13 protein-coding genes are annotated in these 13,233 nt (G+C 72.2%); 10 read left to right on the forward strand and 3 right to left on the reverse strand.

Annotated elements, in window-relative coordinates:
* Positions 1–5 precede the first annotated feature (5 nt).
* From pcaH to ACTRO_RS49210, 6 genes are all read left to right on the forward strand, one after another.
* Positions 6–746, forward strand: a complete 741-nt coding sequence (gene pcaH / locus ACTRO_RS35530; protein WP_034270279.1) for a protocatechuate 3,4-dioxygenase subunit beta — start codon at positions 6–8, stop codon at positions 744–746.
* A 227-nt stretch (positions 747–973) separates the two neighbouring features.
* The gene (gene pcaG, locus ACTRO_RS35535; protein WP_034270282.1) at positions 974–1,543 is read left to right on the forward strand and encodes a protocatechuate 3,4-dioxygenase subunit alpha; all 570 of its coding nucleotides are present in this window, start codon (positions 974–976) and stop codon (positions 1,541–1,543) included.
* Positions 1,530–2,921 (forward strand): 3-carboxy-cis,cis-muconate cycloisomerase, encoded by a 1,392-nt coding sequence (gene pcaB / locus ACTRO_RS35540; protein WP_051451890.1) that lies wholly within the window; start codon positions 1,530–1,532, stop codon positions 2,919–2,921. Before pcaG ends, pcaB begins: the two co-directional genes overlap by 14 nt.
* Positions 2,914–4,116: a bifunctional 3-oxoadipate enol-lactonase/4-carboxymuconolactone decarboxylase PcaDC gene (pcaDC, locus tag ACTRO_RS35545; protein WP_034270284.1), complete on the forward strand. Its 1,203-nt coding sequence runs from the start codon at positions 2,914–2,916 to the stop codon at positions 4,114–4,116. Before pcaB ends, pcaDC begins: the two co-directional genes overlap by 8 nt.
* 11 nt (positions 4,117–4,127) lie before the next feature.
* Entirely contained in the window at positions 4,128–5,324 is a 1,197-nt protein-coding gene (locus ACTRO_RS35550) for a 4-hydroxybenzoate 3-monooxygenase (protein WP_034270287.1), read from the forward strand.
* A 42-nt stretch (positions 5,325–5,366) separates the two neighbouring features.
* A complete protein-coding gene (locus ACTRO_RS49210) occupies positions 5,367–6,527 on the forward strand; it encodes a DUF2207 domain-containing protein (RefSeq protein ID WP_034270290.1) in 1,161 nt (386 codons plus the stop codon).
* Here ACTRO_RS49210 and ACTRO_RS35560 read toward each other — a convergent pair.
* Together ACTRO_RS35560 and ACTRO_RS35565 are read right to left on the reverse strand one after the other, a co-directional pair.
* Positions 6,511–6,972: a GNAT family N-acetyltransferase gene (locus tag ACTRO_RS35560; protein ID WP_245594589.1), complete on the reverse strand. Its 462-nt coding sequence runs from the start codon at positions 6,970–6,972 to the stop codon at positions 6,511–6,513. The two genes, ACTRO_RS49210 and ACTRO_RS35560, sit on opposite strands and share 17 nt — an antisense overlap.
* Positions 6,973–6,993: 21 nt before the next feature.
* Positions 6,994–7,755, reverse strand: coding sequence for an SDR family oxidoreductase (locus tag ACTRO_RS35565; protein ID WP_034270293.1), 762 nt, complete (start codon positions 7,753–7,755; stop codon positions 6,994–6,996).
* Positions 7,756–7,921: 166 nt separating this feature from the next.
* On the opposite strand from ACTRO_RS35565, the gene ACTRO_RS35570 reads away from it, so the two are divergent.
* Positions 7,922–8,686 (forward strand): glucose 1-dehydrogenase, encoded by a 765-nt coding sequence (locus ACTRO_RS35570; RefSeq protein ID WP_034270295.1) that lies wholly within the window; start codon positions 7,922–7,924, stop codon positions 8,684–8,686.
* 20 nt (positions 8,687–8,706) lie between these two features.
* On the opposite strand, the gene ACTRO_RS35575 is transcribed toward ACTRO_RS35570, so the two are convergent.
* Positions 8,707–9,381: a TetR/AcrR family transcriptional regulator gene (locus ACTRO_RS35575; protein WP_034270298.1), complete on the reverse strand. Its 675-nt coding sequence runs from the start codon at positions 9,379–9,381 to the stop codon at positions 8,707–8,709.
* A 107-nt stretch (positions 9,382–9,488) separates the two neighbouring features.
* Between ACTRO_RS35575 and ACTRO_RS35580 the strand changes: the two genes are divergently transcribed.
* The 3 genes from ACTRO_RS35580 to ACTRO_RS35590 are packed head-to-tail and all read left to right on the forward strand — an operon-like array spanning position 9,489 to position 13,181.
* The gene (locus ACTRO_RS35580; protein ID WP_034270300.1) at positions 9,489–10,502 is read left to right on the forward strand and encodes a phosphotransferase family protein; all 1,014 of its coding nucleotides are present in this window, start codon (positions 9,489–9,491) and stop codon (positions 10,500–10,502) included.
* A 5-nt stretch (positions 10,503–10,507) separates the two neighbouring features.
* The gene (locus tag ACTRO_RS35585; protein ID WP_034270303.1) at positions 10,508–11,719 is read left to right on the forward strand and encodes an acyl-CoA dehydrogenase family protein; all 1,212 of its coding nucleotides are present in this window, start codon (positions 10,508–10,510) and stop codon (positions 11,717–11,719) included.
* 58 nt (positions 11,720–11,777) lie between these two features.
* Positions 11,778–13,181 carry a long-chain-fatty-acid--CoA ligase gene (locus ACTRO_RS35590; protein ID WP_034270306.1) on the forward strand — a complete coding sequence of 468 codons (1,404 nt, stop codon included), beginning with the start codon at positions 11,778–11,780 and terminating at the stop codon, positions 13,179–13,181.
* The last annotated feature ends 52 nt before the right edge of the window (positions 13,182–13,233 follow it).

Consider the following 13,233-nt stretch of genomic DNA (forward strand, 5'->3'; position numbering starts at 1 on the left):
AGACGATGACGTCTCAGCAGGAGATCGACGAGCAGATCGCCGCGTACGCCGACGTGCGGCGGCCCGGCGGCCATCCCGCCCGCGACTACCCGCCCTACCGCAGCAGCGGGCTGCGCCACCCGCGCCAGCGGCTGATCGTGGTCGAGGACCCGGAGGCGGTGGAGCTGCACACGCCCGTGTTCGGCAACGGCGACGTCACCGCGCTCGACGCGGACCTGACCCGCCGGCACAGCGGGGAGCCGCTGGGCGAGCGGATCACCGTCACCGGCCGGGTCACCGACCGGGCCGGGCGGCCGGTGCGCAACCAGCTGGTGGAGATCTGGCAGGCCAACGCGGCCGGCCGGTACGTGCACCGGCAGGAGCAGCACCCCGCGCCGCTCGACCCCAACTTCACCGGGGCCGGGCGGGCGCTGACCGACGCGGACGGGAACTACCGCTTCACCACGATCAAGCCCGGGCCGTACCCGTGGGGCAACCACGTCAACGCCTGGCGTCCGGCGCACATCCACTTCTCGGTCTTCGGCACCGCGTTCACCCAGCGGCTCGTGACCCAGATGTACTTCCCGGGCGACCCGCTGTTCGGGTACGACCCGATCTTCCAGTCCGTCACCGACCCGGCCGCGCAGCAGCGGCTGATCGCGGTGTACGACCACGGCCTGTCCGTGCCGGACTTCTCCCTCGGCTTCCGCTTCGACCTCGTGCTCGACGGCCCGAGCGCCACCTACTTCGAGGAGGACCACCAGTGAGCGAGCTTGCGAGCGACCCGATAAGCACAGTGCGCACGCGAGTGGGCCTAGCGAGCGCCAGCGAGGTGGCCTCATGAGCGAGCTTGCGAGCGAACCGATAAGCACAGTGCGCACGCGAGTGGGCCTAGCGAGCGCCAGCGAGGTGGCCTCATGAGCGAGCTTGCGAGCGAACCGATAAGCACAGTGCGCACGCGAGTGGGCCTAGCGAGCGCCAGCGAGGTGGCCTCATGAGCGAGCTGCTCGAACCGACTCCCTCGCAGACGGTCGGCCCCTTCTTCGGCTACGGCCTGCCGTTCCCGGGCGGCGGCGACGTGGCCCCGGCCGGCCACCCGGACGCGATCACCGTGCACGGCTTCGTCCACGACGGCGAGGGCCTGGCGATCCCGGACGCCGTTATGGACTTCTGGCAGGCCGCGCCCGACGGCTCGCGCACCGGATCGCCTGGCTCGCTGCGGGTGGACACGTCCGACGGGCGCCTGCTCGGCCGGGACGGGGTGCGCTTCACCGGGTTCGGCCGGGTCGGCACCGACGGCGACGGGCACTGGGCGCTGCGCACCTTCGCGCCCGCGCCGGACGCTCCGTACATCGGGGTGTGCGTGTTCGCGCGCGGCCTGCTGCACCACCTGTTCACCCGGATCTACTTCCCGGGCGCGGCTGATGACGCCCTGCTGGCCGGGCTGAGTCCGGAGCGCCGGGCCACGCTCATGGCGCGGCCGGAGTCCGACCGCGTCTTCCGCTTCGACGTGCGGCTGCAGGGCGACGAAGCCCAAGAGACGGTGTTCCTTGACTTCGTCTGAGCGCGGCGCGTCCGATCTCGACCTCGGCCTGCTCTCCCCGGGACGTCCGGGCGGGCGGGTCGAGGCCGAGACCGGCGACGGCGCTTTTCTCCAGGCCCTGCTCGACGCCGAGGCCGCGCTCACGCGCGCGCAGGCGCGGCTGGGCTTGGCGCCTGAGGCTGCGGCCGTGGCGGTCACCGCCGCCGCGCGCCTCGGGAACTTCGATTCCCGCGCGATCGCGCTCGCCGGGAGCGCCGGCGGCAACCCGGTCATCCCACTGGTCGGCGAGCTGCGCTGGGCAGTCGGCAGCGAGTACGCCGGATCCGTGCACCACGGCGCGACCAGCCAGGACATCATGGACACGGCGACGATGCTGGTGGCCAGCCGGGTCAGGTCCCTGATTTTGGCGGAGCTCGAGCGTATCGCCGGCGCGCTCGGCACGCTGGCCGCCGCGCATCGGGCCACGCCCATGGCCGGGCGCACACTGACGCAACACGCGGTGCCCACGACTTTCGGGCTCAAGGCTGCCGGCTGGCGCGCCCTCGCACTGGACGCACACGATCGTCTCAGTGGCCTGAGTCTGCCCGCGCAGCTCGGCGGTGCGGCCGGGACCCTGGCCGCGTTCACGACTACGGCACAGAGCACTGACGCTGTATTCGAGCTCGTCGAAGGCTACGCCGAAGAGAACGGTTTGGACACGCCGACGTTGCCGTGGCACGTGCTGCGCACTCCGATCGCCGAACTCGGGGGCGCCTTGGCGCTGGCGGCCGGAGCGCTCGGGAAGTTCGCGGCGGATGTCCTCGTGCTGAGCCGGACCGAAATCGCCGAGGTGCGCCAGACGGACGGCGCGGGCGGCTCTTCGGCCATGCCGCACAAGGCGAATCCGGTCGATGCTGCCTTGATCGCGGCCGTGGCGCGGCAGGTGCCCGCGCTCGCCGGCGTGTTGTACGGCTCGATGGTCGCCGAAGACGAACGCCCGGCCGGCGCGTGGCACGCGGAATGGCTGCCGTTGCGCGAGGCGTTGCGGCTCGTCGGCACTGCGGCCTCGCTGGCCGCCCACCTGGCTGAGACGCTCGAACCCAGGCCGGAGCGCATGGCGGAGAACCTGGAGGCGACCCGGGGCCTGATCGTCTCGGAACGGCTGGTCGGCGTGTTCGACCGGGCCACGCTCACCGAGGCCGCGCGAGCCGCCGGCGAACGGGAGATCCCGCTCGCCCAGGCGCTCGGCGAGCGCCCGGAGATCAGGAGCCTGATCGAGGCGGGCTCGCTCTCCGCCGAGCGGCTCGACGAACTGACCGACCCGGCCGGGTATCGCGGCGTGGCCGCCGAGCTCACCGATCGCGCCCTGGCCCGTACCCCGGTCCGACCGGTTGTGAGGAGAGGCGAAAACGATGTCTGATTCGCTCACCGGAGCCCGCGTCCTGCACCACGTGCTCGACGGTCCGGCCGTCCCGGCCTCGGCCGGTGCCGACGCACCGGTTCCGCTGCTGCTCGGCCCTTCGATCGGCACCACCACCGCGCTCTGGGCCCAGGTCGTGCCCGCGCTCGCCCGCGACCGGCGCGTCGTGCGCTGGGATCTGCCCGGACACGGCCGCAGCAGCAGGGATCTGATCCCGGCGAGCATCGCGGACCTCGGCCAGTTGGTCGTCGAGCTCGCCGACAGTCTCGGCATCGAGCGGTTCGACTACGCCGGGGACTCGCTCGGCGGCGCCGTCGGCACCTGGCTTGCCGCGCACCACCCCGACCGCGTGCACGCACTCGCCGTGCTGTGCTCCTCCGCGCACTTCGGAGACCCGGCCAACTGGCGCGCGCGGGCTGAGAGGGTGCGCGCCGGCCGCCGCGACGCGATGGCCGAACTCGCCGACAGTGCCCGGGATCGCTGGTTCCCGGCCGACGCCCCGATCCGCGGCTCTGAGATCGCCCGCGACCTCATCGCCGCGCACGCCGAGGTCGATCCGCTCGCTTACGCAGGCTGCTGCGACGTCATCGCAGGGCTCGATCTGACCGGCGAGCTGTCCCGGATCGCCGCACCGACGCTCGTGATCGGGGGCAGGCTCGACCCGGCCACGCCGCCCGCGCACGCCCGGGAACTGGCCGACGGCATCAAGAACAGCACCCTGCTAGAACTCGCCGGCGTCGGCCACCTCGCCCCGGTCGAAGCGCCCGAGCGAGTAGCCGCCGCGCTGGCCGAGCACGTCACCGCGACCACGTCTGACGACGCCCGCCGCCACGCGGCCGGCATGAAGGTGCGCCGAGCCGTCCTGGGCGACGCGCACGTGGACCGGGCCGTCGCGAACACCACCGCGTTCACCGCGCCGTTCCAGGACCTGATCACTCGCTACGCCTGGGGCGAGATCTGGACCCGGCCCGGCCTCGATCGGCGCACTCGCAGCTGCATCACGCTGACCGCGCTCGTCGCGCACGGCCACCTGGACGAGCTCGCGATGCACGTACGTGCCGCGCGTAACAATGGCCTGACGCCCGATGAGATCGGCGAAGTCCTGTTGCAGAGCGCCGTCTACTGCGGCGTGCCCGCCGCGAACTCCGCCTTCGCCGTCGCGCGGCGAGTGCTTGAAGCCCAAGACGAACAGTGAGCAGTGCCCCGATGAGTGAGACCACGAACATACCCGCGACGACGACCGTCGGGATCGTCGGCGCCGGACCGGCCGGCCTGCTGCTGGCCCGACTGCTGCACCAGGCCGGAGTGGACTGCGTCGTGCTGGAAGCGCGCGACCGCGCCTACGTGGAACAGCGCCAGCGCGCCGGAGTGCTCGAACAGTCCACCGTGGACGTGTTGCGGGCCACCGGCGCGGCGGCCCGGCTTGAGCGCGAGAGCATCGTGCACGACGGCATCGAGCTCAGCTGGAACCGGCGCCGCCACCGCATCGACTTCCCGGAGCTCACCGGCGGCAGCCGGGTGTGGGTCTACGCGCAGACCGAGGTCGTCAAGGATCTGATAGCCCTGCAGCTCGTCGACGGCGCGCCGCTGCTGTTCGAGGCCCAAGCCACCGCCGTCACCGGCGCGGACACCGACCGGCCGGTCATCCACTACACCCACGAGGGCGTCGCGCGGACGCTGTCCTGCGACTACGTGGTCGGCTGCGACGGCTACCACGGCGTGACCCGCAACGCGATACCCGCGGACGAGCTCACCACGTATGAGCGCGTATATCCGTACTCGTGGTTCGGCATCCTCGCCGATGTCGCTCCGTCCAACGACGAACTCGTCTATGCCCACTCGCCGCGCGGTTTCGCCTTGCTGAGTATGCGTTCGCACACCGTCAGCCGGCTCTATCTGCAGGTGCCCAACGGCACCGACCCGCACGTCTGGAGCGACGAGCGGATCTGGGACGAGCTCGACGCGCGCTTCGCGGTCGACGGCGACTGGAAGCTCGCGCGCGGCCCGATCACGCAGCGCGCCGTGCTGCCGCTGCGCAGCAGCGTCACCGAGCCGATGCGCTGGGGACGGATCTTCCTCGCCGGCGACGCCGCCCACATCGTCCCGCCCACCGGCGCCAAGGGGCTCAACCTCGCGGCCGCGGACGTCACCGTCCTGGCACGGGCCTTCGAGCAGTGGCAGCGCACCGGCGCGAGCGCCGGCCTGGATGACTACTCCCGGCACTGCCTGGAGCGGGTGTGGCGAGCAGAGCAGTTCTCTTACTTCATGACCACCACGCTGCACACCGCGCCCGAGCAGAATCCCTTCGACACGCGCCTGCAGATCTCACAGCTCGACCGGATCTCAGCCTCCCCATACGCCGCCGCCGAACTCGCGTTGAACTACGTGGGAACAGCGCTCTAGCACCACTGCGCACGAGCGCGCGAGGCCCTATCGTGAGGGGGCATGGCGGGTCCGCAGGACATGCCCGGAGCGGACGGCCTTCCGCCCGGGCTGGCGGTATACATGTCAGGCCACTTCGATCGAGGGCGACTGGCTTTCCAGCGCACCCTCGCCTCCCTGGCCGAGCGCGGCTGGCTGGAGATCACCCCTGGTGACGCGGCCACTTCCACCGCCCGGCTGCTGCCGGCGCCGGGGGCGCAGGCGCTGCCGCGTTCGGAGGCGCTGGTGCTCGAACGGGTGCGCGCGTGCAGCCGGGCGATGCCGACGGTGCCGCTCTCGGTCATCACCGACTTCGAGGCCGAAGACCGGCAGAAGTGGATGCGCCGGTTCACCGACGCGCTCGCCGCCGAGGCGGTGGCCGCCGGGCTCACGCATCGCCGGGTTCATCGGGCCCTGCGATACCCGCTGACCCTGCTCGCCACGGCCGTCGGCGCCGGACTCGGCGCGCTGGCGGACGGCCGCAGCCGAGCGGGCGGGGCGGAGGGCACGGCGGTCCTCGCCTTCGCCTTCGGGCTCGTCGTGGCCTCGATCCTGACCTCTGCGCGCCCGACCGATTACGGCAAGCGGATCGCGAGCTGGGCCCGTACGCAGGAGAGGTCGCAGCCTTCGAGCATCGCTCCGCGCCCGGCCGCCTCGCCGGCCGTCCTGGTGGAGAAGGACGGCCGGCCGCTGCCGGCGAACCGGGCCTGGTCCTCGTTCACCGGGACCTGGCGGGTGGTCTGGATCGGGCCGCTCACCCGGCCCGCGCGCGGCCGGCCGGCGAAACTGGCCGTGTCGTTCTTCGGGACCGCGATGATCTCGGTCCCGATCGCACTGGTGGGAACGGCCAAGTACGACGACGCGCGCGGCACCGCCATCGCCGTCGCACCGGCGGCGCTGTTCGTGTTGTCCACCGCGCTGTTCTGGCTGCCCGCCTATGTCAAGCGTCTGCCACACCCGCGCCGGGTCGTCTACCGCGGCCAGGTCGTCAAGAAGTGGACGCAGAGCGACGACCTCGACGACGACGCGACGCTCTACTGCTGCAGCGTGGACGGCGGCGGCGAGGAGGCGGCCACCTATACGGTCAAGCGCGACGCCTACAAGGCGCTCGGCGTCGGCGACGTCGTCGAGGTCAGATACAGTCCGCGGTGGCAGATCCTGCGCCGGATCAGGCGGGTTGCTTGACGGACCCGGACTTGAGGAACAGCAGACCCGCGTCGGTGGCGGTGAACCCGCAGCCGTCCAGGTAGAACTCGCGCAGGTGCGGCTCGAAGTCGACGTGCAGCCACTCGCACTTGGCATCCCGGGCGTGCTGGGCCGCGAGCGCCACCAGCCGGGCGCCCACGCCGCGGCGCTGCTCCGACTCGGCGACCACGGTGTCGAGGATGAACGCGTGTCCGGCCCCGTCCCAGGCGACGTTGACGAAGCCGACCAGCTGAGCCTCCCGGTACGCGCAGACCCAGCCGAGGCTGTGCCGGCTCACCTGGCCGAACCAGTCGTAGTCCACCGGATCGTGGCCGAAGCCCTCGCCGTGCAGGGCTTCCACATCGGCGCTCTCGAACTCGCCGCGCCAGGCGTAGGTGATCGTCGTCGTCGCTTCGGTGCCGTCATTCGTAGCCATCTCGCTCATGGAAACCAGATGGTAGCGAGATCAGTCCAGCATCTGCTGCGCTTTGCGCATTCCGGCGAGCCAGCGGTCGGTGTCGGCGGCCCGACCGGAGTAGTACCGGGCCACCTCGGGATGCGGCAGGATCAGGAAAGATCCATCCTCGAGCCCTGCCATCACCGCGTCGGCCACCTCGTCCGCGCCGATCGCCGTGGCGCTCAGCAGCAGCTCGCCGGCCTTGCCCGAGGCGTCGAGCATCGCCGTGCGCACGCCCTGCGGGCACAGCGCCTGCACGGTGATCCCGCGGTCGCCGTAGGTCGCGGAGAGCCATTCGGCGAAGGCGAGCGCACCGTGTTTGGTCACGGAGTACGCGGGGGCGCCGAGCATGGTCAGCAGCCCGGCGGCCGAGACGGTCGCCAGGAAGTGGCCGCGGCCGCGGGCGAGCCAGTCCGGCAGCAGCTCCCGGGCCGCGCGCACGTGGGCGAGCACGTTCACCTGCCAGGACAAATCCCAGCCGGCCTCGTCGGCCAGGTCGGACGCGCCGCCGACGCCCGCGTTCGCGCAGTACAGGTCGATCTCGCCGAGGTGGGCGCGGGCGGCGGCGATCAGGCGCGCGACGCCGTCGGGCGAGGCGGCGTCGCCGGGCACCGCGAGGCCGCCGACGGACTCGGCCACCCGCATCACGCCGGGGCCGTCGAGGTCCGCGAGCACCACCCGCGCCCCGGCGGCCGCGAACCGCCGCGCCAGCGCCTCGCCGATGCCGGCCGCCGCTCCGGTGACCACGACTCCCGCGCCGTCCAGCTCCATCGGTGTTCCTCCCGCGTCTCGGCCGGCTGAGGTAAGCGTTCGCTCAGCATCGCCAGGCCGCGAGCGCCTTGTCAAGCCCGCCCGGTCGTTGACAGGCCTGGTCGGGCGAGGCATCCTAAGCAAACGCTTAGTGCGTCCGCGGCCACGAGGCGTCTGTTCGCGAAGGATGGGAGCAAGGGTGCGCGACCTGCAGGGAAAGACGGCGTTGATCACCGGGGCGAGCCGCGGCATCGGCCTCGGCATAGCCCGTCGGCTGGTAGCAGAGGGTACGCGGGTGTGCCTGACCGCGCGCAAGCCCGAGCCGCTCGAGGCCGCCGTGGCCGAGCTCGGCGGGCCCGAACACGCGATCGGCGTACCCGGCAAGGCGGACGATCCGGCGCACCAGGAGGAGGCCGTAGCGCGCACGCTCGAGGCCTTCGGCTCGCTGGACGTCCTGGTCAACAACGCCGGCATCAACCCGGCCTACGGGCCCATGCTCGGACTCGACCCGGCCGTGCTGCGCAAGGTCTTCGACGTCAACGTGATCGGCACCCTCGGCTGGGTGCGCGCGGCGCACCGCGCTTACCTCGGCGAGCACGGCGGCGCCGTGGTCAACGTCGCCTCGGTGGCCGGGCTCGGGCCGGCCGCCAACATCGGCGCCTACGCCGCCAGCAAGGCCGCGCTGATCCAGCTCACCGCGCAGCTCGCGGACGAGCTCAGCCCGCTGATCCGCGTGAACGCGGTGGCCCCGGCCGTGGTCAAGACCTCCTTCGCCGCCGCGCTCTACGAGGGCCGGGAGGAGAAGGTGGCGGCCGGCTACGCGCTCGGCCGGCTCGGCGTGCCCGAGGACGTCGCCGGCGCGGTCGCCTTCCTGGCCTCCGCGGACGCGGGCTGGATCACCGGACAGACCCTGGTGCTCGACGGCGGCCTGCTACTCAAGTCAGGGGTCTGAGGTTGCCGGCGGCCGGCCGCTCAGCGCGCCGCCGCGCCCGGTCCGGCGCCGTGCGGCGCCGCCATCCGCAGCGCCAGATCGGCGTAGAGCAGGCCGAGCTGCTCCGGGGCCTGCCGGCTGTTGGCCGGGTACCAGCGGGCCACATCCGTGATCATGGACAGCAGCGCCAGCGCGGTCCCGTCCACGTCCGGCACGTCGAAGCAGCCGGCCCGCACCCCGTCGGCCAGGATCCCGCGCACCACCGCGGTGATCTGCCGTCGCAGGGCATTGACCTCGACGAAGTGTTCCGGGGACAGGCAGGGCAGGTCGTACTCGATCACCCGCGCGGTGGTGTGGTGGCGCGCCTCGAAGGCGGTCTGCGCCGCGACCACCGAGCGCAGCCGCTCGGCCGGGTGTGCGTCCGGGCCGGGCGCGGCGTCGGCGTCCAGGGCGCTGCGCAGGGTCTGCTGGTGGCCGAGCAGGGTGATCCGGTAGAAGAGCTCTTCCTTGGACGCGAAGTGCACGTACACGCCCGCGGGGCTCAGCCCGGCCCGGTCCGCGATGTCGCGGGTCGAGGTGCCGTGGTAGCCGCGCGCGGCGAACGCGTCCACGGCCGCTATCAGCAGCCGCCGGGCCGCGGGCGGGCCGGCCTGCTCCCAGGCCTGCACCAGGCCGCGCTGCTGCGCCTCGTCGAGTCCCGCGTCGGGCTGGGGCATCGCGTTCCTCCTGCGTCGCTCGGCGGCCGCGGCGCGGCCGAGGGGAACCAGTGTAAGCAATCGCTTAGTCCGCCCGCGGCAGACGGTACCGTACGGAAGGACGCGCCATGACGGGCTCCGAGCCCACCTCCCCGCCCGGCCTCGACCTGGAGGCGCTGGCGGCGTTCCTCGGCGACGGGCCGCTGTCCGCCGAGCTCATCGCCGGCGGCCGGTCCAACCTGACCTACCTGGTGTGCGACGAGCGCCGCTCCTGGATCGTGCGCCGCCCGCCGCTCGGCCACGTCCTGGCCACGGCCCACGACATGGCCCGAGAGTACCGCGTGCTGAACGCGCTGGCGGACACGCCGGTGCCGGTGCCGCGCCCGCACCTGCTGTGCGAGGACCCGGCCGTGCTCGGCGCGCCGTTCTACGTGATGCAGAACGTCGTGGGCGAGGTCTACCGCTCCGCCGCCTCCGCCGCCGCGCTCGGCTTGGACCGGCTGACCACGCTGGCCGGGGAGCTCGGCCGGGTGCTGGCGCGGCTGCACACCACCGACCCGGCCGCGGTGGGCCTGGCCGACTTCGGCCGGCCGGACGGCTACCTGGAGCGGCAGCTGCGCCGGTGGAGCAAGCAGCTCGACGCCTCGCGCAGTCGCGAACTCCCGGGCATCGACGAGCTGCGCGACCGGCTCGCCGCCTCGCTCCCGCCCAGCCCGCGCGCCGCGATCGTGCACGGGGACTACCGGCTGGACAATGTGATCTTCGGTCAGAACGACCGGATCGCCGCCGTGGTGGACTGGGAGATGGCCACCCTCGGCGACCCGCTCACCGACATCGGCGCGCTGCTGCTGTACTGGGAGCTGCTGGTCACCGGGCAGGGCCTGTTCGGCAAGGTGCCGCCGGGCGCCGAGTTCCCGGACGTCTCCGCGCTGCTCGAGCCGTACCTGGCCGAAGGCGGCGTCGGGCTCGACCACCTGCCCTGGTACCTGGCCTTTTCCACCTTCAAGCTCGCGGTGATCTCCGAGGGCATCCACTTCCGCTTCCAGGCCGGCCAGACCGTCGGCGCCGGCTTCGAACGGCTCGGTGCCGCGGTCCCGGTGCTGGTCGAGCGCGGGCACGCGATCCTCACGGAAGGACACTGACACCGATGGACTTCGCCTTCGACGCCCGCACCGAGCAGCTGCGCGGCGAGCTGCTTGCCTTCATGGACACGCACGTCTACCCGGCCGAGCAGCGTGTGGCCGCGGCCGAGGCGCCCGGCTCGGGCGGTGCCGACGACTTCGCCACCCCGGCGCTGATGCAGGAGCTCAAGGCCGCCGCTCGGGAGCGCGGGCTGTGGAACTTCTTCTGCGAGCTGCCGAATCTCGGCTACGCCCCGCTCGCCGAGATCACCGGCTGGAGCCCGCGACTCGCCCCGGAAGCGGTCAACTGCTCCGCCCCCGACACCGGCAACATGGAGGTGCTCGCCCAGTTCGGCACCGAGGAGCAGAAGGAGCGCTGGCTGCGCCCGCTGCTCGACGGCGAGATCCGCAGCGCCTTCTGCATGACAGAGCCCGAAGTCGCCTCCTCCGACGCGACGAACATCGAGACCCGGATCCGCCGCGAGGGCGACGAGTACGTCGTCGACGGCCGCAAGTGGTACGCGTCGGGCGCGATGAACCCGAATGCCAGGATTCTGATCGTGATGGGCAAGACCGATCCGGACGCGCCCCGCCACCGTCAGCAGTCGATGATCCTGGTGCCGCGGGACACGCCCGGGGTCGAGATCGTGCGGCCCATGCACGTCTTCGGCTACCGGGACGAGTGGCACGGCGACCACGCCGAGGTCCTCTTCCACGGCGCGCGGGTGCCGGCGGCGAACCTGATCGCGGGGGAGGGCGAGGGCTTCGCCATCTCCCAGGCCCGGCTCGGACCGGGCCGGATCCACCACTGCATGCGGCTGATCGGCATGGCCGAACGCGGTCTCGCGCTGATGTGCGACCGCGTCCAGGACCGGGTCGCGTTCGGACGCCCGCTGGCCGAGCAGGGCGTGGTGCGCGAGTGGATCGCCGAGTCCCGGGTGCGGATCGAGCAGGCCAGGCTGCTCGTGCTCAAGACCGCCTGGCTGATGGACACCGTGGGCAACAAGGGCGCCCACACCGAGATCCAGGCCATCAAGATCGCGGTGCCGTCGATGGCGCAATGGGTGCTGGACAAGGCGATCCAGGCGCACGGCGGCGGCGGGGTGAGCCAGGACTTCCCGCTGGCCGAGCTGTGGACCGCCGCGCGCACGCTGCGGCTGGCCGACGGCCCGGACGAGGTGCACCGCCGTTCCCTGGCCAAGGCCGAGCTGCGCCGGCGGGCCGCCGCTTCGCAGTGATCCGAACCCCACGGCCGCTTCATCCAGGGCTTGAGACCGAGACAAAGGAGTCTTCGCCATGGTCTTCAACCTCGCCACCACGCTGACCGAATCCGCCGAGCAGTCGCCGGAGAAATTCGTCTGCCGCACGGCGACCCGGGACGTCAGCTATGCCGAGCTCGACCGGGACAGCGGCCGCTTCGCCTCGGCGCTGCTGTCCGCCGGCCTGAAGCCGGGCGAGCGGGTCGCGGTGCAGCTGCCGAACGTACCGGAGTTCCTGACGGCCTACTACGGGATCCTCAAGGCGGGTCTGGTCATGGTCCCGATGAACCCGATGCTCACCGCGTCCGAGAGCGACTACCTGCTCGCGCATTCCGGCGCCCGCAGCCGGTTCGCCGACCCGGCCGAGGTGACGGCCCTGTGCGACGCGGCCGACGGCATGGCCGACGTGGCGGCGACCGAGCCGCAGGACACGGCCGTGATCATCTACACCAGCGGCACCACCGGCAAGCCGAAGGGCGCCGAGCTGAGCCACTTCCAGCTCTACATGAGCTGCACGGTGGCGCCGGAGACCTTCGGCGCGGTGCCCGAGGACGTCACGCTGGCCGTGCTGCCGCTGTTCCACATATACGGGCTCTCCTGCGCGGTGAACAGCGCCGTGCGCTACGGCTCGACCATCAGCCTGGTGCCCAGGTTCGAGGTCGAGGCCGTACTCGACGCGATGGAAGCACACGACGTCACCATCAGCCTGGGCGTGCCGACGATGTACCACGCCCTGCTCAACGCCGATCTCGGTGACCGGAGGCTGGAGCGCTACCGCGTCGCCTCCTGCGGCGGCGCGCCCATGCCCAGAGCCCTGATCGAGGGCTTCGAGCAGCGCTTCGGCGTGAACGTGCTCGAGGGCTTCGGCATGTCCGAGACCGGCGCGGCCGGCTTCCTGAACCGGCCGGGCGAACGCCGCGTCGGCTCGATCGGCAAGCCGCTGTGGGGCGTGCGGGCCCGAATAGACGGCGCGGCCGGGGCCGGCCCGGAGCACGTCGGCGAGCTGCTGGTCAAGGGCCACGTCGTGATGAGCGGTTACCACGAGGACCCGGCCGCCACCGCCGAGACGCTGGTCGACGGCTGGCTGCACACCGGTGACCTCGCCTACGTGGACGAGGACGGCTACTACTTCATCGTCGACCGGATCAAGGACATGGTGATCCGCGGCGGCTTCAACGTCTATCCGCGCGAGGTGGAAGAGGTCCTGTTCCGCCACCCCGGCATCCTCGAGGCGGCGGTGATCGGCCGCCCGGACGAACGGCTCGGCGAGGAGATCGTCGCCGTCGTGGTGCCGCGGCCCGGCACGGCTCTGGACGAGCAGGAGATCTTCGCGTTCTGCCGTGCCTCGCTGGCCGGCTACAAGTGCCCGCGCGAGGTCCGCTTCGTCGACCGCCTGCCGCGCAACGCCTCCGGCAAGGTGCTCAAGCGCGACCTGCGCTGATCCGCGACACGCCGCCGTTCGGCGGCTTGCCGCTTGACGTATGCCTATATGG

Source organism: Actinospica robiniae DSM 44927 (assembly GCF_000504285.1).
In the GTDB taxonomy this organism is placed as follows: Bacteria; Actinomycetota; Actinomycetes; order Streptomycetales; family Catenulisporaceae; genus Actinospica; species Actinospica robiniae.

Coding starts and splice junctions, on each gene's coding strand:
- ACTRO_RS35585 (WP_034270303.1), top strand. CDS start 10,508: ATGGACTTCGCCTTCGACGCCCGCACCGAGCAGCTGCGCGGCGAGCTG.
- ACTRO_RS35560 (WP_245594589.1), bottom strand. CDS start 6,972: ATGAGCGAGATGGCTACGAATGACGGCACCGAAGCGACGACGACGATC.
- ACTRO_RS35575 (WP_034270298.1), bottom strand. CDS start 9,381: ATGCCCCAGCCCGACGCGGGACTCGACGAGGCGCAGCAGCGCGGCCTG.
- pcaG (WP_034270282.1), top strand. CDS start 974: ATGAGCGAGCTGCTCGAACCGACTCCCTCGCAGACGGTCGGCCCCTTC.
- ACTRO_RS49210 (WP_034270290.1), top strand. CDS start 5,367: ATGGCGGGTCCGCAGGACATGCCCGGAGCGGACGGCCTTCCGCCCGGG.
- ACTRO_RS35580 (WP_034270300.1), top strand. CDS start 9,489: ATGACGGGCTCCGAGCCCACCTCCCCGCCCGGCCTCGACCTGGAGGCG.
- pcaH (WP_034270279.1), top strand. CDS start 6: ATGACGTCTCAGCAGGAGATCGACGAGCAGATCGCCGCGTACGCCGAC.
- ACTRO_RS35550 (WP_034270287.1), top strand. CDS start 4,128: ATGAGTGAGACCACGAACATACCCGCGACGACGACCGTCGGGATCGTC.
- ACTRO_RS35570 (WP_034270295.1), top strand. CDS start 7,922: ATGGGAGCAAGGGTGCGCGACCTGCAGGGAAAGACGGCGTTGATCACC.
- pcaDC (WP_034270284.1), top strand. CDS start 2,914: ATGTCTGATTCGCTCACCGGAGCCCGCGTCCTGCACCACGTGCTCGAC.
- ACTRO_RS35590 (WP_034270306.1), top strand. CDS start 11,778: ATGGTCTTCAACCTCGCCACCACGCTGACCGAATCCGCCGAGCAGTCG.
- ACTRO_RS35565 (WP_034270293.1), bottom strand. CDS start 7,755: ATGGAGCTGGACGGCGCGGGAGTCGTGGTCACCGGAGCGGCGGCCGGC.